Here is a 17,924-nt window from a genome sequence, read left to right on the forward strand (position 1 = left end):
TGATGGCCTGCATCATGATGATCGGGCCATCATCAGGTGGCTGTCGGCAATGGTGTCGGGCTCAAAGGTGGCGGTTTCAGGACGCGCAGAGCTTGCCGAACGCAGCGTTCCTTCTGGCTCTCACAAGTTACTCTGGCCGCCGACGAAGGGACATCAGGAGGGGGAATATGCCCGAAGCTGGCATCAAAAAGGAGATGGATGAAGAAGATCTCGCAGAAGGCCAGGTGCCGATCACGGCACTCCAGGAACACTTTAGTGTTTCTTTTACGCGAATGGTTGCCTATGCAGCGGGCTGCTCGATAAAGCCGCACGAGACTGATTACGAGGGTGTCGATATTACGATCGTCTCCTCGACTGAGTACCGTGGCTACTACGGCCCACAGTTCGAACTTCAACTGAAGTGTACCTATCAGGAGAGTTTGCTCAAAGATGACAGCATGACTTGGAAAATGAAGGCTAATCCGTTTCAGAAGCTGACTCGTAAGAAACGGTATATACCTGCCTACCTCGGCGTACTTCTCATCCCACGCGAGCCAGAGCCATGGGTTCGCGCTAATGAGTACGGTCTATTCACAGGTAGCCGTATGTTCTGGGAGTCGGCGGAAAATCTGAGACATGATGGCCCGATTAAAGATCACCACACTGTGCACTTGCCTCGTCGAAATCTATTCACAGGCGAGCAGCTTTTGGGCATCATGAAGTCAATCGGCGATGCTGAGGGAGGTCTGAGGTGACTCGATCCACGCTTGATAGTTACCGTGAGGTTGCGTCCGCACTAACGCCTTCGGCTGTCTCCCAATTCTTGGCTTCGCATGATTGGGAGCTCGAGCTGCAACAGCCGAAGGTCCGTGAGGTCTGGCGCTACGCCGCGAGTCCCTTGGCCACCGCACCTCGTGTCATGATCCCACTCGCCACTGACTTCGCAGATTTCGCACCACGCTTCGTGGATGCGCTGGAGTCACTCGGACACATCCATGATTGGGATGCTGGGAAGCTTTTGGAGCGCGTGATCGCGGCACGCGCAGATCTCTTTTTCGTGCGCCTCGATCAAGAGATGATGGACGGCACGATTCCGTTCCAGCAGGCTGAAAAGACGCTGCAGGCGCTCCTCAAGATGATGAAGGCTGCTGCAACTACTGCGGCTGACCCCCACCACTCACATAGAGGGCGTCGGCCGGCTGCGGTGAATGATTTCCTCAATGAAGATGTGAGGCTAGGTCATACTAAGCGCGGCAGCTTCGTGTTCACGATTGTGTCCCGTCTAGGGGAAGCTGAGCCTCAACCCATGGGCGGTCGGGAGCAACCCACAATTTCGTTCTCTCGTCATGTCATGGAAACCCTGGCTAGAGGGCTTGAGACCACGAAACGTCTGACGCAGACATGGAGTCAAGAGGCCTTCGCATCCCCGAGCAGTTTGGGGCTCAGTGCTGGGCTAGTGGAGTCACTCGAAGAAATGTCGCGGCCCGAGCATCTTCGTTCGCTGGACTTGTCTTTCGAATGGGCAGCAGCTGAACGTAAGCCAGATGTGGGTTTGGCAACCATTGTGCTGGACCAAGATTTGATTGCTGAGCTCCCGAGTGTTCGAGAGCAGCTCGTGAGAGGCGAAGAGCCCGTGCGGCGTGAGACCCTGATTGGGTCTGTGAAGTCGCTCGTACGAGATGAATCGACACCCAGTGAAGAGGAGGCGGGCACCGCAATCGTCGTAGCGGAGATTAACGGGAAGACTCTGCGCGTCCATGTTCCGCTGGCAGGAGAGGATCATGGTTGGGCGATTATGGCTTACGAGCAGCGACTTCCTTTTACTGTCACGGGAGATCTGGCTTACGAGCGTCGCGCTTGGCGCCTATCTGGTCGCATCGAAGTCGACTCAAGCTTCCTGCGCCACCGTATGGGCCTCGGAACACCTGAGTCGGACCAACTCTAACGGGTCGAGACGTGCATTCGGAACGACCCGTTAGAAAGCAGTTCCTCGTCCTCTTCCCACACGTGACCGTATCTGGGCCCAGATTGCAATGTCGAACGTGGCGTGGGCGGTTTGGGCCCCAGCCCTGCTACAACAGCTGGGGCTCGGTGGGTAAGTTCAATTACGTATTGATGGGCAGCACTTCCTCGCCGATGGGTGGCATTCCGTCTCCAACGGGTAGCGGTACCCGGGCTCCGTGCTGAACTGGTCGGACGAGCCGATGGACACGCATGGAATCAAGGACATCTTGGCGTGCCGCCCTCGGTCGACACCAGCGCCCGAGCCACCAGTTGGCGACCCTGGCGTCTGACTCGGGCAGATCGGGGTCGAGCAAGTAATCCGGTTCCTCGTCGATACCGAGGGAATAGTCTCGGAGATTCTCGACCAGCGGAACACCGTAGAGGATGCGTTCACGCCCATGCCTGAGGAGTTCGTTGGCGGGCCATCCGAGTGCGGCAATTCCTAGTCTTACTTTGCGTAGACGAGGGCTTACTCCCTCACCGAACAGGTTGTTGACCCGAACGAGCGACCCACGCAGCGTGGAAAGGCGGACGAGAGCGTCGACGGTTTCGCTGGAGAAGTGAGAGGTTCCGAAGGAGCGCGACCGTCCAAGTTCATGGAACCCCATCCGGGTATCGCTCTTGCCCCCCATGACCTCAGCAGGCCAGAACAGTCGGTTGTATTGGCTTGAGCCAGTACCGTAGAGCGACGTGGTTCCGATGAATGAGAGGCGGGGTTCCCGGAGGATTGGGCGGCCGGCCATCGCGGAGGCGATCTCACTAGGACGTGCGTACTTCTGGCGGTAAGCGGTCAGCACCCGTGGCGAGACGGCAAGCGCCCCCACGAGCTTCCCTGCCGTGAGTGTGTTGTAGGGCGCCACGGCGCCGCAGACGGTGAGGTCAGCGATGACGGTGCCGACCCTCTCCCCTCGTGCGCGGCGTACCACGCGACGCATCTGCGTTCGCGCCTTCGAGTCCGAGAAGGCTTTGGCGAGCCCCTCTGCCGTGGGCGGGGAGAGATAGGCGCCCAGCAAAGTGGCGATCTCCAAGGTCTCGGAGAGCGCCGAGGAGCGCTTGCTTCTAAATAGATCTGTCGTAGCCCGATTCACCCATGCATCGCGGTCAATGTTGCGCACTTCGCCGATGGTGCTGGCCTGGTGGTGGCGCTGACGATGCCGTTCAGCATCAGCCCGTAGCCGGGAGACGGCCTCTGGTGTGGGTGATGTCAGGTCAGTCGGTTGAAGGATTCCATCCCGCAGAAGATCATCGACATAGATCTCTTCCTGCTGAGTGTTGATCCGCTGGGCCAGCCAAGAGGCGATGTCAGCGGTGGGATCCGCTCGTACCTGCTCAAGGAACTGATCGGTATCCCAGCCCATCCAGTGGTCACGCTCGGCAATCTGGACCACTGGGCTGGAGATGGCCGCCAGTCCGATCACGGTATGGAAGTCGGTGGCTGCATCCCGGATCAAGATCGGCATCGAGCGACCGGGTACAGTCGCGTACGCGTTAGACCAAGTGTGGCGAAAGTAACGCCAGATATCGTGAAGCTTGAAGCCGGTCAGCTCGCAAGTCGAGGAGTCGACGACCTGAACGTACGGGTTGATGACATCTGTGCACGCCCCTGTGCGCTGTAGCGCGTCCGCCAGCTCTCGGCCATCGCGCATCAAATTGAAGATGGAGACCAACTGGTCGCCATGCTGGTGCGTGCGCTCCATGCTTTCGACGAAACGTCGGACGCTACTCTGCCTGAGCTGCTCATCGCGACGCAAATGCTCTTGACGTCGGATCCGAGCCTTCTCCTCCTCACGGTCACGACTCGCCAATGGTGGGGTGAAGATGTGCTCGGACTTCTGGGTCTGGATCGTCCAGCCTTGATCTACCAGGTCGATGGCTGTGTGAGCAGCTGCTGCGAGAAGCGGCTGCTCGTACAGCTTCTTGATCTTGGCTGCGTTGATCCACTGATCGTGACCGTTGACGTCCGCGGAGCCGACAGGGCCCTCAGCAAGCAGGGCGCAGAGACGGTTGAACGCTTGCCGTTCCTGGCGAGAGGCGTCGGCGGGTAGGCTGAGGACAACAGGCTTGGCCTCTTCATTCATGACTTCTGGAGCATCCGTCCGTAGGTTTTGCTCCATACTCGCAGTAGGTCATCGCAGTTTTGGCCGTCGCGGAGCAGGAGAGTCGTGGTACGGGCGAAGGACAGGACGAACAGTTCGAGTGCAGTACGCAGATCTCTTCCTGCTTCGTCGCTCAGCGTCTGGAGGGGGCGGTACAGCGCAGCGAAGGCTGGATGGTCAACGTTGAGCGTGACGTCGAGCGTGCGCCGCTTCAGGGCCGAGGTGAACATCGTCTCAACCGGAAGCTGCTTGGATTCGATCCGGTAGCTGAGGGCACCTGAGCCCTTTCCAGCTGACCGTATGACGGGCAGGTCAACGTCCGCGGCCTCCGCTATCCGGCATGATGCCTCTGTTGCGGCTTGGAACTTGACCTCCTCGAAGGCTTGGCGCACGCGTGAGCCAAGCAGCCGGGCGATCGACTCCAGCTCCGGCCCAAGGGCCTCTTGAAGTTCCTGTGATGGCCGGATGCCCTGCTTGTTCACGGTGATGCCGAAGTGCTCATCCAGGACAGGGTCAAAGTCAATCTCGCAGCGCCACCAGTCATCATAGTTCTCCTTGCGCTTCGCGCCCATGAGATGCCAACCACTCGCGATCTCCCGGCCAGCACGAAGGATGGAGACGCCGGCCCCACCTACGATGCCTGTGCGCCGCTTAGTTGCGTTGTCCAGATGATGCCAGTGGTGAACCGGCAGCATCGCGAAGCGCACCGTGACGAAAGCGGTCTCACCCGACGAAGCGGCAAGTTCATAGCGGAGCGGCTCGAAGGCCAGTCGCGCGCTGTGCCCCTCGACTTGCGTTGTGAGGAACATGGGATCGATTGGATCGACCCGCTTTCCATTGATGGTCAGACTGAGTCTGTCATCGCCCAGGAAGCGGCGGTACAGACGTCCGAGATCCCGACGTAGGGCCCGCTCGAGCCAGGCAAGGCGCCGGTACTCGATACGGTCGCAGTTCCGCCACACCACTAGGCACCCCGAGCCCACTGTGCTGCCGGGTTGACGGCGAGCGCGCAGATCAACTGGAATTCCGGCGGAAACCGCATCGACGTCCAAAGTGACCCGGTTTGCACTCCGACCGTTCTGCCAAGAGGTCACCTCGATGTGCCGGGCCTGGCTGAGTGACGCAGCAGGCAGCCCCATACCGAAGCGACCGAACGATCGCCGCCCATCGAAGCGGGAGGAGCCACCGAAACGGAGGCAGGCCTCGATTCCGGAGCGGGTCATCCCTTCGCCGTTGTCCTCAACTTGAATCTCCGGATCATCGCCGGCCTTGGCCCGCGTGATCGTGATCGCGACTTGGTTCGCTGCCGCTTGGATTGAGTTGTCGACGAGTTCTGCGAGTGCGGTCGAGAGGCTGACGTAGCCCGACTCACGGACTGCTCGGATGAAGTTGGAGGCGACCAGGAGGTCGTCCTTACGGTGCGTCTGTTGGCCCATCTCCGCTCCCTGACTTGCTCAGATGCCTGCGTCGAGAGTAGCTGCATCGAGGCGGCCTGGGAAGTAGATCATTTCGGCGCGACAAGGGTCATGCGGACCTGGCCGCGATTGAGACCGTGATCCGCTTGGTCCGGGCCGGTTCACTCAGGTCCACCCCTGATCCGTCGGCCATCAGCAGGCGCACGGTGGGTCGGCTGACCCCCGCAACGGGTGTGTACGCCTGTGCGTTCTCAAGCGGGACGACTCGACCGGTGCGCTGCAGATCGAACGTAACGACATGGCTGACGGTGTCGATGCTGATACTGCGGTCGAGGGTACCCACTGCTGTCACTGCCTCCCCTACCAGCGCTTCCGGAGGCGGCGAGAAGGTCTTGAGCGAGTTGATGCCGAGCACCTGGAGCGCGGCAATCTTCTGTCCCGTGAGACGCTCTAGCAGGGTCATGATCTCTGCGGGCGACTGGCTGGTGGTCATGTGAGCATCATGGCTGATGAAGAAGTGGAGGAGTCCGAGTCTGTCGGCTACGACCTCCGGATCCTGCGCGGGGCGTCCCTCGCGAGAGAAACTTCTACTTTCGCGGAGATTCGCGGACAGCAGCCAGATCGCTGAGGGACACGGACACGCTCATCTGGCCCCATGGGCCGCCGGGGACGGCGAACCTGCGGCAGAAGCCAGTCCAGGCGGCCCAGCCAAAACAGTGTCGGGCACAACGGCGGCTTGTGCCGTTGTCGCGACACAAGCACCGCAGGCGTCGGCGGGCCGGCCACACCTGCCCACCGCACTCACGGCCCAGCAGCAGGCGGATGGGCCCGACGCACCCGCGGTGGCGGCGGTGTCAACGGCAGCCGCGCTCAGCAGCGGCGCCGATCGGGCTGGTGTCACAGCCACCGGTCGGCCGCTCAGAAGTCGCATAAGCCCATATCACTCCGTGCTGCGCACTCCTCCTCTCCGACTGTGGAGCCGCCACGGTAGTGCAACCCCTGCCCTCCCGCTGTCGCGACGACGCCGGGAATTAGGGCAGAGGTCTGCACTGACAGGGCGAGTTGGCGGCCCCCGGGGCCCGGGCGAGACGCGCTGTGATTGAAATCAAGGTAGAACTCACCATCGGCCCGCTCAAGACTTGGCATGCACTCGCACACGCCCTAGACACGCGATTCGACGAACTCTTCGCCGACCTCTGCCACGAACAGGCCCTACTCGGAGCCGCCGTGGAGTGACCCGGGGCACCGACACCGGCAGCAAATCACCCGAATTGACATCGCTACATCGAATACACGATCGAGCATTCGCACTACTGTCGCCCCACTTTGACCTGCCTGGGGGACCAGCTGACCCTGATGCTGCCCATACGGCGTGTTGGCTGACAGCTTCGCCCGCATGTGCTCTTTGCATCCTTCTCCGACCGTGAAAGTCGGCAATGACTTTCCTCAGCCGCAAGGCGTCGACATCGCCGTGCCCCGTGCTCGCCATCGACTCGATCTCGGCGGCCTGGCATGGGGTGCCCCTACCCAGCAGACGGCAAGCGGAAGACTCCCAGCGGCCTCCAGCCCAGACCGCCCACGAACCGGGCGGTGGACGCCGATAGGCAATGCCTGGGGCCGCCAATCTGGCCAAGCCCTACTCCTCTCGCCCCTCGTGCTGCTGCAGAGAATGAGCGCCTCGTAACGAGGCCCCCGTCCAGCGTCGCTGGCCAAGAGCTCCCAATCGAGTAAGGATCCCCTCTCCTTGCACCGCGCGTCGATGCCCCCTGCCTTCGTACACCACCGCCCCAGCACCGAGAGCCAAGCCTCATTGCCCCGCCTCTACCGCCCCGAGGAGATCGCCGAAGCCCTCGGCTGTTCCGCCTGGTGGGTGAAGGACCGCGCCAAACGTGGCCTCATTCCGCACGCCCGTATCGGTCGCGCCTACCGCTTCACCGCCGGGCACCTCGACGAGATCATCCGGTTCCACGAAGAATGCCCGACGCGATCCGCCGGCAACGCAGCGACCGTTGCAGCAGCTTTCACGCCTCCCGCTGCGCGAACTCATGCCGTCCAGCCTCCTCGGCCAACTACGACCCCGACGAAGGGACGACTGCGGGCCCGGCCGCCACGTCGTACCCGGTACAAGACCGTCGCGTAGCGCCGTATCCAGCCACAAGCCTCGAGAACAGGGGAGGAAGAGGGAAATTGGGTTTCGCGGAGAAGCGCAAAAATTGCTGGCGCGGCCGATACAAGACCGCGCCCGGCAAACACCTCACGGTCGCCGGCGAGAACGGCAAGGCGATCCGGTTCGCTGCCAACGGCGAGGCTCAACGCGCCGCCAGCGAGGCCGAGCACAAGTACCGGCGCGGCGACTGGCGCAACCCAGCAGTCGGTCAGGAGACCTTCGGCGAGTACGCCAACCGCTGGTACGAGGCCCAGGACCTGGCCGCCTCGACCATGCAGAACTACAAACGCCACATCGAGGAGCACCTGCTCACCGACTTCGAGGACAAAGCACTCGCCAGCATCCTGCGTACGGACGTCGACCTGTGGGAGAAGAAGGAGAAGGCCGTGTACGCAGCCTCCAGCGTCAAGACCTGGCGCTCGACCCTCCACCTGATCTTCGAAGACGCAATCGACGAGGGCCTGCTCACGTCCAACCCCGCGGCCAGGCGACGCGGACGCGGCAAGCGCGCCGGCCGCTCCCGAAACCGTGGCCCGGAGAAGGTCGTCACCGACCCGCTCGGTATCCTGCTAACCGCCGAACGGGTCGCCCTGCTCTCCGGCCGCGACGACGAGTTCGTCGCCGTCGTCCTTAAGGGGTACACCGGCATGCGCTGGGGCGAAGTCGTCGGCCTCGAGGCGGAGTTCGCCCGCCCCAGTTCCATCCGTGTCGAGTGGCAGTTGTACGAACTCGACACCGGCGAGCTAGTGCGCTGCCCGCCCAAGGACGATAGCTATCGCGCCATCGACGCGATGGACTGGCTGTCGGCCCTGGTCGCCAACCACGTCGCCCGCACGAAGCCGACACCCTGCCCGTGTCACGGCAAGACCTACGTCTTCCGAGGCCAGGGCACGGCTCGCACCGGCGGCCACCAAGGCGCGAAGCTAGTCGACGTCGCGCGCCGTGCCGAGGTCTCCACAGGCACGGTGTCCAACGTCCTCAACCACCTCGACCGCGTCACCGAGGCCAAGCGAGTGAGAGTGGAGCAGGCCATCGCGGACCTGGGCTTCGTGCGGGGCGGCACGGTGCCGGAGCACGCTGCTCACTGGCGCCGAAGCGGCTTCGCGACCTGGCTTTTCACCCCGGCGGTCTCCGGCTGGTACCCGAAGAGGGCACCGCAAGAGGCTCGCCCCGTACCCCTGCTCGGCGAGCCGTGGCCCGGCGTCCCGGCCCGAGGGCGTGGGGCCAGGAACCGAGCTGACGCCTGCTGGCTCCCGATCGCCAAGGGCCTCACGCCCCATGGCCTCCGCCACACCCACCGAACCGTGATGGAGGCCCTCGGCACCGAGAGGGTCCTCATGGACGACCGCATGGGCCACATCGACTGTTCGGTCTCCGCTCGCTACGCCCACGTCACCCCTGGCATGCGCAAACGCCTCAAGCTCGGTCTGACCGAGCAATGGGAGGCAGCCCTCGACGCCCGACTGGCCCTGTGTCCAACGTCTCCGGTGCGCGTGCTCAACGATCTCCTGCACGCACGCGCGTCCATGGTCCAACCTCCTCGCCAACAATCTGCTGGTAGCAGTCGGCAGGACCTCAACCTCGGGTGACTCGCCGCGGGACCGGCCGTCGCGCTTAACCTCGATCACCGTGGCTCGGATCAGCAGCATGACCTAGCCCGTCGGCCGGTCAATCGTCATTCCTGCAGTGGGGAGTGCCACGAAACGCTCCATCTGGGGAGGTGGTGCCGCCGCGGTCCGTTGGCTCAGCGCAGCCCTCGTCCTTGGATAGCCGGGGCCGGTTGCGCCGTCCCAGCAAGCCTCGCCGACAACAGCACATCTAGCCGCTCCTACGTACCCGGATACGACAGCCTTCGGCGACGTAGGTTCGTACAGGTCGGGACGCTCAACCTTGCTCCGACGCAAGAATCCAGTGCATGTCCCCTGAGTCCGGGCAGATCCGCCACCCCTTCAGAACACCACTGCCCGTCAGTTGGTCGAGAGCACCGGGGAGAGCTTGATCTGGCACGCCGCAGGCCCGCATGATCCAGTCGCATTCGCGTGATCCGTTTCCCGAGGAGGGATCGCTGTGGGCCGTGAGATAGACGCCCAGCAGTTGCAGCCCCGGGTCGGCCGCTCCCGTCCGCGCGGGGCACCCATGGCGCAGCGCCCAGTCGGCAGCGCGCCGTCGGTCGGGACGGGCGGGCGCCTGGGCCAGCAGCGTGGCATCAAGGAGTTCCGCGCCAATCCCTGCCGCTCGAGGACTGTCCATGACACTTAGCCACCCCGTCTGCTCCAGTTCGCGGGAAACGTGCGCTGCGTCGAGGCGAAGACTGCGCAACAGGCCTGCGGGGAGTTGGACCCTCATGGATGCGTTCATGCGCAGCGCGCACTGGAGGGCCAGGAACCTCGCTTCGGCAGACGCATCCGCGGGCAGGACCACAGCCAGGTAACTGAGCATCTCGCTCACACGCACGCGCTCGCCGGGCCCTCTGGGACACCGGGAACGGCGCGGTCGGGCGGAAGGCGGGCACGGTAGTTCGACCAGTACGGTGTCGGGGACGACGGAGGCCTGAGTAGTAGCCACTGCGCAGGCACTGCAAGCGTCAGCGAGGCGCCATACCCGGCCCCCGCGTTCACAGGCGAGGAGCAGGCGGACGGGCCCGGCGCACCCGCGGTGACGGCGGTGCCAGCGGCAGCCACGCTCGTGGCACTGGCATGTTCGCAGGTGAGGTGCCCGGAGATCGGCACGGGCGTGGCGGGCGAGGTGGGCAAGAGCGGCCGAGCGCGCCGACTCTGCCGGGACCTGTCGGCCGCTGTAGGGACACTGCCGACAGACGAGGACAAGCTCGCCGGTCTGGCATCTCAATTCCACCGTCCAGGCCCGCGCCGCCGGAGGACACACTGTGCGCAACCTCATGGGCGCGTGTCCCTCCCTCCTAATACCGCGCCATCCCTCACCTCGCCAAACGGGGAGGCGACCGACACGGTAGTGCAGACCTCTGCCCTCCTACTGTCGCGACCATCCCGAAAAGTAGGGCAGAGGTCTGCACTGACAGGGCAGGGATCTGCACCGTCGGATGGCTGGGTGACGATCTTGCCGCCCGACCCGGACCTCAACGCGCTGCGGCTGGAGCTAGCGCGTCTGCGGGCCGCCCGCGGGTGGAGCTACGACGAGCTCGCAGCCCGCAGCGGCCTGGGGAGACGCACGGTCATCGAGATCGAACAGGGGCGCACTATCGGCACCCTCCGTACTTGGCATGCCCTCGCACATGCCTTGGATGCGCAGTTCGATGTCCTGTTCAGCACGCTCTGCCGCGGACACGACCAGCCCGGAGACTCCGAAGACTGATCCGGGCCTGCGGCAGCTTCCGCGAATCACCCGAATCGGCAACGTCGTATCGAACATCTGATCAATCATTCGTACTGCTGTACCTCAACCAGGGCCGACTGGGGGAACCTGCGGACAGGCTGCCGCCCGAACGGCATGTTGCCTGGCAGCTTCGCGCGCATGCACCCCTCACCTCGTCCTTCCGACCGACGCTGGGGCCGCAGCCACCTCAGGGCCCATTGGCGGCGACGCTCCCTACGGGTCGACCGAGACAATGGCAGTCGGCTGCTGCGCTCCGCTCTATGCGGCTCCTGCCGTAAGTGCGGCAATCCCACCGAGTGGTACGTGCGCAGCAACGGATGCCTGGTCCGGCTTCATCCGCAAGAGCTGCCCGTGTCGCAGGTCCCTGAAGCCTGCCGCTGGCACATCGATTCCGGCGTCGCCGATCCGGCAGGCGACGGCAGCGGCTGGTGCCGTCTGCCACACGCCCTACTGTGCCCGGCCCGAGCAGTTCCACCGACCGTATCCCAGTTGTCAGGACTACGCCGTTCCCTGGCCACCCGCACGCGCAGACTGCTGAATGCCCGGACTCTTGTCCCTCCTGCCGTGCCGCTCGACTCCCCGCCGGCAGGAGAAACGACCTGCCGCCCGGCGAGACCCATCGTGGAACTGCTCTACGCCCGCTACCTGGCGTCCCATCCCGTCGACGAGATGCAGTGCGTTGCCCAAACCCGGCGCCGTCGCCGCTGCCCTGCCCTGGTGCTCAGCCCAGACGCTCCAGGCGGCACCTGGGCCTTGACGCCGGTCAACGCGACGAGCGGCCAACTGGCGCTGCCATTCGATGCCATGACCGTCTACAGTCTGTCGGCTCTGCAGTATCAGGAGCAGTTGCGCTGGCGCGCTCAGCGGTGCAGGCAGCACGCCGCTGCTCTCACGGCCGGTGACATGGCTGTCGCCGACTGGGAACCCTTCGACCCGCGCCGCCACCACGAACACATCCACACCCGGCTGCCCACGCACGGGCGCCGCCCCGGCCGCAGCGGACCCGCACTACGACGGGCACGGCCGTGACGCATCACTGCGCCGTAGAGGTGTCCTTGTCAAGGCCTGCCATTCCCCGGGAACTGCATCTGGTCCAACGCCGCGTGACACGCCGCGAGCGCCGACCGCACGTGGCCGATGACAGTACAGAGCGTGCGGCACAAGCTCGAGGAATGCTTGGCACCGGCTATCCCGGCCAACTGGGCTCGCTCCTACCGATCGACGTGCTGACCACGCACTGCCCCGACCACCAGGCGGCGGCTGCTGGTTTCCGGCGCCCGAGCGACTTCCTGGACGAGCGGATCACGATGGGCATTGCGCAAGAGCCATGCGCCGGACGTCACCGCCTTGAGTCGCGATTGCAGAGTCTGCTCGCCCACCACTGACCGAAGGAGGTTCTGGCCTGGGCCACCGGTTCAGTTGGGTCTTTTTCCCCCGACGACTACTGGCGGCGCTGTTCCTCCTTCTACCGTCCACCTCCTACGGAGCCCCTGTTGCACACTTCCACCCACGAACAAATGCACGCGACAGACACGTTCCGCTCCGGTCGACACCTCGCTCTGCAAGCCGGAGCCGGGACCGGGAAGACCAGCACGCTGTGTCTGCTCGCCGCCAGCACGTCGCGACGCGGCCGCTATCTGGCCTTCAACAAGGACATCGCACACGACGCCGCAAGACGTTTCCCGCCCACGGTGCAGTGCCGCACCGCCCACGCCACGGCCTTCGCCGCGCTCGGCCACCGCTACGCCAACCGTCTCAACAGCCCTCGCCAGCCGGCCTGGAAAACTGGCCAGGCCCTCGGGATCCTCCACCCCATGCGGATCGGAGACCGAGAGCTCAGCCAAAGGGCCCTGTCCCACAACGTGCTGCGCACGGTCACCCGCTTCTGCTACTCCGCCGACAGTGCTCCGGCCCGCCACCATGTGCCGCGCCTACGCGGTCTCGACCTGCCCGACCATCACCGGCAGTTCGCCGACCTCGTGCTCCCCTTCGCGGCCAAAGCCTGGGCAGACCTGCAGTGCCCCGATCACGGCGTCGTCCGCTTCGAGCACGACCACTATCTCAAGATGTGGGCGCTGACCAGACCAAAAATCGAGGCTGACTTTCTCTTTCTCGACGAGGCCCAGGACACCAACCCGGTTTTGGAGCAGGTGTTCACCGCTCAGCGGGACCACGCACAGTTGGTCATGGTCGGCGACTCGGCACAGGCCATCTACGGATGGCGGGGCGCCCAGGACGTCATGACCGACTTCGACGCCGAGCACCTGACTCTTACCCGGTCATTCCGGTTTGGCCCGCAGATCGCCGAGGAAGCCAACCGTTGGCTCGCGCTCGCCGACGCCCCAATCCGCCTGACGGGAACAACCAGCATTCCTGCAGAGGTCGGCAACGTCGATCAGCCCGACGCGGTGTTGTGCCGGACCAATATCGGCGCGATGACCGAGGTCATGCGGCTGCTCAGCAACGGACTCCGCGTCGCCCTGGCCCGAGGAGGACAGCAGTTGGCCGCACTCGCCCTCGCCGCCCATGACCTCAAGGAAGGCCGCCGCACTCACCACCCCGAACTTGTGCTCTTCCCTTCCTGGGGCGATCTGCAGGACTACGCCGCCTACGATCCGGCCGGCCGCGACCTGCAGCCCTTCGTCGACCTCGTCGACACCCACGGCCCCGACGCGATCCTCGCCGCGGTGGCGGAACTCACCGACGAGACATGCGCCGACGTCACCGTGTCCACAGCGCACAAAGCCAAAGGCCGCGAATGGTCGACGGTCAAAATCGGCAACGACTTTCCCCAGCCCATGGAGAACGGCGCCACAACAAGCGCAACCGCCCGGGCCCCGACGCGGGTGAGCGACGCGGACGCCCGTCTCGCCTACGTCGCGGTCACTCGCGCCCGCCACCAACTCGATCTTGGCGGCCTGGCGTGGAGCGCTGCCGCACAGCAAACAGGAGACGGTTGACTATCAGAGGTCCGGCCCAAGGCTGTAGTCCGAACGGCGCGGCCCAAGGCGTCTGGGGAGCCCCAGGTACAGCCTCGTACTGTCGACCAGTTCGGCGGTCACCCCATATGCATCCAGGCTCAGCCCAGCCAGTTCGTAACCGTGCCGAATCTCGGCACCTGGTGTGCTCGGTCAGCAGACGCTCAGTGACGCCCTGCGAGATGGCGAGGACGCACGAATACGTGGTGTCGAGCCGGTCAGCCCACGATTTGTTGATGCCGACTCCGAAACCGTGCACGCTTTTGCTGGCCACAGACTCACGGCCCGGTATGATCTACATCACTCAAGTAGACGGGAAATGCGACACGATGACTCAGCTATGCGCAATGCCAGCCGGGATGCGCATCCCCAGCTAATGCGACACACCTGCGTGGGACACGGCTAGTGCCACGATTTGCTTGGTACTCATCCCCCTGTCCCCGCAGAGCTCCCGCCGAGCCCGCGAGTGCTTCCACAACAGCCGCGTCAACATCCGAACCCTCACCAACACCGCAGTACCCACGCCCACTTCGCTCCCTCTTCCTGCTTCCACCTGACCTGGCCTGGCCACTCACTCGTCCTTCAGCACTTCCTCCCTCAGCGCTTCCTCCCCCGGCCCTTCCTCCCTCACCACAGCGACCGCGCCAGCCCCAGGAGTACGGGCACCACGCCCACTGCCAGGAACGCCGGCAGGAAGCACAGCCCCAAGGGTCCTGTGACCAGTACGGCCGCCCGCCGCGCCCGGCTGCTCGCGGCGCGCGCACGGCTGCCACGCAGTTCGGCCGCCAGTCGGGTCACGGACTCCGCCGCCGGCACTCCGGCCACCCCGGCGCGCTCCATGCACCGGGCGAACTCCATGCCCCACGGCCGCTTCGCGAACCGTCCCCACACCAGGCCCGGTTCAGCTCCCAACCGCAGCTCCGTCGCCGCCCCCGCCAGCCGCTCGCCCAGCGGTCCGCCCACCGAGCCCCCGACCGCCTCCGCCGCACGCTCCGGTCCCGCACCTGCCGCGAGGCACGCGGCCATCAGTTCGGCAGCCAGCGGAAGTTGCTCCTCGGCAGCCCGCTCCCCCACGCTCTGTGGGTCCTCCGCTGCGGACTGCCGGCGTAGCCACCGCCAGGTGCCCCACGCAGCCGCGCCGCCCACCAGCCACCCCACCGGCCCGCCGACCAGCACCACGCCCAGCACCCCGGCACCGGCCACTCCCATGCACTCCCGCGCCCGTCTTGTCCGCAGGACCCCCTCCCACTTCCGCCTGGCCACCGCCCAACGGCCGGGCGGCTGATCCATCGCCCCTCCCCGGCCCGCAGCCCCGCACAGAAGGTTCACGCGCCGCCGCACAGCCCCCTCCCGACGGGCCGCGTCCACAGCTGTCGTCACGCACCACGCCGCGGCCAGCACCGCCACGGCCGCCGGAGCCCACATCCACAGCCTGGGGACAACCTCTGCCGCCTCCGCCCACCGGGCGGGGACCAGCTCCGCACCTCCACCGCTCACCTCGACCAACTCCCGCTCGACCGACTCCGCACCGGCCCCGCCACCCGTTCACTCGGTTGCGTACGGCACTCCGCCGGCGCCGCCTCCCTCGCCTTCCGGGGCTCGTCGGCGCCCTCGGCCGCGCGCACGATGTGGGCGACCCAGGCCAGCCCGGCCCACTCCAGCAGCACCCCTGCCGCCAGGCAGAGGAAACCGGCTGGAGTGTGCAGCAGGATCCACAGCGGATCGGCGTCCATGGCCGCGCCCATGGCCAGCCCGAAAACCGGCAGCAGCGCGAGCACCAGGGCGGTGGAGCGGGGACCGGCAAGCTGGGTCCGCAGCTCCTCCCGCTGCTCGATACGGGCACGCACCGAACCGGCCACTCTCTCCAGGCCCTCGGCCAGTCCCGCTCCGCCCTCGACCGCCACCTGCCAGCAGGCGGCGGCTCCGGCCAGCCCTTCGCCACCGGGCAGCAGTGCCGCTTCCCGCAGCGCAGCGGGGACGTCTCCGCCGAAGCGGGCCGCTGCCAGCACGGCGGCTCCCGGCTCCCCGAAGCGCCGCACCACGGAGCGGTCGACCGCGAGCAGTGCCCCGTCCGGCTGGCGGCCCGCCCGTAGTTCACCCGCCACGGCCGCGCACAGCCCCACCACGGCTGTCTCGCGTTCGCGGGCTGCCCGATCGGCAGCGCGGCGCCGCAGCCGTCGCCGGACGAGAGGGACCGCCGCGAGTCCGGCCACCAGCGGCAGCACGGACTGCCCCAGCAGCGCCACCACGAGCCCCACCGGCAGGCACCACCACTCGCGTCCTGCCCACCGGCCCAGGCGTCGCCGCACCGCCTCGATGGCGTCCAGCCACCAGCCAGGGGGTTCGAAGGCCGGCCACCGCGCCGCCGCCTCTCCTCCGCCCGCGAGCAGCAGCCTGGCGCGCCGTGCCCCGTCCTGCCGCCCGGTCATCAGCCAGGCCGCCGCTCCGGCGCACACCACCGCTGCGTACGCGGCATAGGCCACCGCGGGCTCCGTCCCCGCCGTTCCAGAACCTGTCGCCATCGTCACCGAGCACCCCTCTCGGCAGGCACCGACCACGAGGGCCACGCCCCGGGCGCCGCCTCCTCGGCCCACTCAGCGCCTGCCGACAGGCGGCCTCCGGCGCCGTCCCCGCGCTCGTCGGCGTGGCGCCGCATGCACAGCTCCTCCAGCCGCCGCCAGCCGCGCTCGCGTGCGAATCCGGTCGCGGTCGTGCCGGCGGTTCCCCTCCGGCGGCCGTCCGCGCCGTTCCACACGGCAGCCGGCACGGTTGTCACCAGCCCGTCGGCATCGCGCTCCAGCACATGGATCTGGGCGACCCGCCTCCTGCCGTCCCGCCCTCGCACCAGGTGCACGATCACATCCAGTGCCGCCGCCAACTGGCTGTGCAGCGCGGCCCTGTCGAGCCCGGCCGTGGTCCCCAGGGCTTCGAGCCGGGCCGGGACATCGGCGGCGGCGTTCGCGTGAACCGTGCCGCAACCGCCTTCATGGCCGGTGTTCAAGGCGGCCAGCAGGTCGGTGACTTCGGGCCCTCGCACCTCGCCCACGACCAGCCGGTCGGGCCGCATGCGCAGCGCTTGCCGTACCAGGTCGCGCAGTTCCACGCGGCCCACGCCCTCCTGGTTGGCCGGGCGGGCCTCCAGCCTGACGACGTGCGGGTGGTCGGGCCGCAGCTCCGCCGAGTCCTCGGCGAGGACGATGCGTTCGTCGGGGCCCACCAGTCCCAGCAGGGTGGAGAGCAGCGTGGTCTTGCCGCAGCCGGTGCCGCCGCTGACGACGAAGGAGAGGCGCGCGTCCAGCACGGCCCGCAACAGCCGCTCCCCTCCGGGCGGCACTGTTCCAGCGGCGACGAGTTCGTCGAGGCCGAAGGCCCTGGGGCGCACCACCCGCAGGGACAAGCAGGTCGAGCCCACGGCCACCGGGGGCAGCACAGCGTGCAGCCGGGTGCCGTCCGGGAGGCGGGCGTCGACCCAGGGGCGGGCGTCGTCGAGGCGGCGTCCTGCCGAGGTCGCCAGCCGCTGCGCGAGCCTGCGGACGGCGCCCGCGTCGGGGAAGCGCACCCCGGTCAGCTCCAGCCCGTGTCCCCGGTCGACCCATACCTGGTCGGGGGCGGTCACCAGGACGTCGGTGACCTCGGAATCCGCCAGCAGCGGCTCCAGCGGACCGGCGCCGACCAGTTCGGAGCGCAGGGCTTCCACCACACGCAACACCGCGCTGTCCCCCATCAGCCGTCCCTGAGCCCGCAGTGCGGCCGCCACCCGGGCCGGGGTCGGTTCCGCTCCGGTCTCGGCGAGGCTGCGCCGGACCGAGTCCAGCAACCGGGCACCGGCCCCCGGCCCCGCCGGGCCCGCGTCCCTCGCTCCCGGACCTTCCCCGGCCGGTCCTGAGCCGACTCCCACACCCGCTCCCGGGATGCTTGCAGCAGCCTCGCCCGC

At 66.4% G+C, this 17,924-nt stretch carries 15 protein-coding genes and 2 pseudogenes; 10 read left to right on the forward strand and 7 right to left on the reverse strand.

What is annotated here, in order from left to right; translation table 11 throughout:
• Positions 1-167 precede the first annotated feature (167 nt).
• Together HC362_RS14310 and HC362_RS14315 are read left to right on the forward strand one after the other, a co-directional pair.
• Positions 168-734: a DUF4365 domain-containing protein gene (locus HC362_RS14310; protein ID WP_243084296.1), complete on the forward strand. Its 567-nt coding sequence runs from the start codon at positions 168-170 to the stop codon at positions 732-734.
• A gap of 164 nt (positions 735-898) precedes the next feature.
• Positions 899-1,924, forward strand: a complete 1,026-nt coding sequence (locus HC362_RS14315) for a hypothetical protein (RefSeq protein ID WP_243084298.1) — start codon at positions 899-901, stop codon at positions 1,922-1,924.
• Between the two features lie 160 nt (positions 1,925-2,084).
• Here HC362_RS14315 and HC362_RS14320 read toward each other — a convergent pair whose 3' ends face one another.
• The 3 genes from HC362_RS14320 to HC362_RS14330 form a co-directional block, all read right to left on the reverse strand.
• A complete protein-coding gene (locus HC362_RS14320) occupies positions 2,085-4,061 on the reverse strand; it encodes a Druantia anti-phage system protein DruA (RefSeq protein WP_243084299.1) in 1,977 nt (658 codons plus the stop codon).
• A complete protein-coding gene (locus HC362_RS14325; RefSeq protein ID WP_243084300.1) occupies positions 4,058-5,515 on the reverse strand; it encodes an ATP-binding protein in 1,458 nt (485 codons plus the stop codon). The genes HC362_RS14320 and HC362_RS14325 overlap by 4 nt, the downstream gene beginning before the upstream one ends.
• A gap of 88 nt (positions 5,516-5,603) precedes the next feature.
• A complete protein-coding gene (locus HC362_RS14330) occupies positions 5,604-5,987 on the reverse strand; it encodes a hypothetical protein (protein ID WP_243084301.1) in 384 nt (127 codons plus the stop codon).
• A gap of 566 nt (positions 5,988-6,553) precedes the next feature.
• On the opposite strand from HC362_RS14330, the pseudogene HC362_RS14335 reads away from it, so the two are divergent.
• From HC362_RS14335 to HC362_RS14345, 3 genes and pseudogenes are all read left to right on the forward strand, one after another.
• Positions 6,554-6,730: pseudogene (locus HC362_RS14335) on the forward strand (XRE family transcriptional regulator); the annotation flags it as partial.
• 523 nt (positions 6,731-7,253) lie between these two features.
• On the forward strand, positions 7,254-7,634 hold the full coding sequence (locus HC362_RS14340; protein ID WP_243084302.1) for a helix-turn-helix domain-containing protein: 381 nt from the start codon (positions 7,254-7,256) through the stop codon (positions 7,632-7,634).
• Positions 7,635-7,681: 47 nt separating this feature from the next.
• Entirely contained in the window at positions 7,682-9,250 is a 1,569-nt protein-coding gene (locus tag HC362_RS14345) for a LacI family DNA-binding transcriptional regulator (protein ID WP_243084303.1), read from the forward strand.
• A gap of 295 nt (positions 9,251-9,545) precedes the next feature.
• Here HC362_RS14345 and HC362_RS35050 read toward each other — a convergent pair whose 3' ends face one another.
• Positions 9,546-10,109: a hypothetical protein gene (locus HC362_RS35050; protein ID WP_347568439.1), complete on the reverse strand. Its 564-nt coding sequence runs from the start codon at positions 10,107-10,109 to the stop codon at positions 9,546-9,548.
• A 618-nt stretch (positions 10,110-10,727) separates the two neighbouring features.
• Here HC362_RS35050 and HC362_RS14355 point away from each other — a divergent pair.
• The 5 genes and pseudogenes from HC362_RS14355 to HC362_RS14375 all read left to right on the forward strand — a co-directional run bounded on the left by HC362_RS14355 (position 10,728) and on the right by HC362_RS14375 (position 13,972).
• Entirely contained in the window at positions 10,728-10,991 is a 264-nt protein-coding gene (locus tag HC362_RS14355) for a helix-turn-helix transcriptional regulator (protein ID WP_243084306.1), read from the forward strand.
• A gap of 159 nt (positions 10,992-11,150) precedes the next feature.
• Positions 11,151-11,537, forward strand: a pseudogene (locus HC362_RS14360) (DUF6083 domain-containing protein); the annotation flags it as partial.
• A gap of 96 nt (positions 11,538-11,633) precedes the next feature.
• Positions 11,634-12,041 (forward strand): hypothetical protein, encoded by a 408-nt coding sequence (locus HC362_RS14365; protein WP_243088948.1) that lies wholly within the window; start codon positions 11,634-11,636, stop codon positions 12,039-12,041.
• A 143-nt stretch (positions 12,042-12,184) separates the two neighbouring features.
• Entirely contained in the window at positions 12,185-12,397 is a 213-nt protein-coding gene (locus HC362_RS14370; RefSeq protein ID WP_243084308.1) for a hypothetical protein, read from the forward strand.
• Between the two features lie 108 nt (positions 12,398-12,505).
• A complete protein-coding gene (locus HC362_RS14375) occupies positions 12,506-13,972 on the forward strand; it encodes a UvrD-helicase domain-containing protein (protein ID WP_243084310.1) in 1,467 nt (488 codons plus the stop codon).
• Positions 13,973-14,617: 645 nt separating this feature from the next.
• Here HC362_RS14375 and HC362_RS14380 read toward each other — a convergent pair.
• The 3 genes from HC362_RS14380 to HC362_RS14390 form a co-directional block, all read right to left on the reverse strand.
• The gene (locus tag HC362_RS14380; protein ID WP_347568441.1) at positions 14,618-15,280 is read right to left on the reverse strand and encodes a type II secretion system F family protein; all 663 of its coding nucleotides are present in this window, start codon (positions 15,278-15,280) and stop codon (positions 14,618-14,620) included.
• 203 nt (positions 15,281-15,483) lie between these two features.
• A complete protein-coding gene (locus HC362_RS14385) occupies positions 15,484-16,512 on the reverse strand; it encodes a type II secretion system F family protein (protein WP_243088584.1) in 1,029 nt (342 codons plus the stop codon).
• A gap of 2 nt (positions 16,513-16,514) precedes the next feature.
• The gene (locus tag HC362_RS14390; protein ID WP_347568442.1) at positions 16,515-17,888 is read right to left on the reverse strand and encodes a TadA family conjugal transfer-associated ATPase; all 1,374 of its coding nucleotides are present in this window, start codon (positions 17,886-17,888) and stop codon (positions 16,515-16,517) included.
• Between the last annotated feature and the right edge of the window lie 36 nt (positions 17,889-17,924).

The sequence above is a fragment of the Streptomyces sp. 891-h genome, from assembly GCF_022760275.1.
GTDB classification, from domain to species: Bacteria; Actinomycetota; Actinomycetes; order Streptomycetales; family Streptomycetaceae; genus Streptomyces; species Streptomyces spirodelae.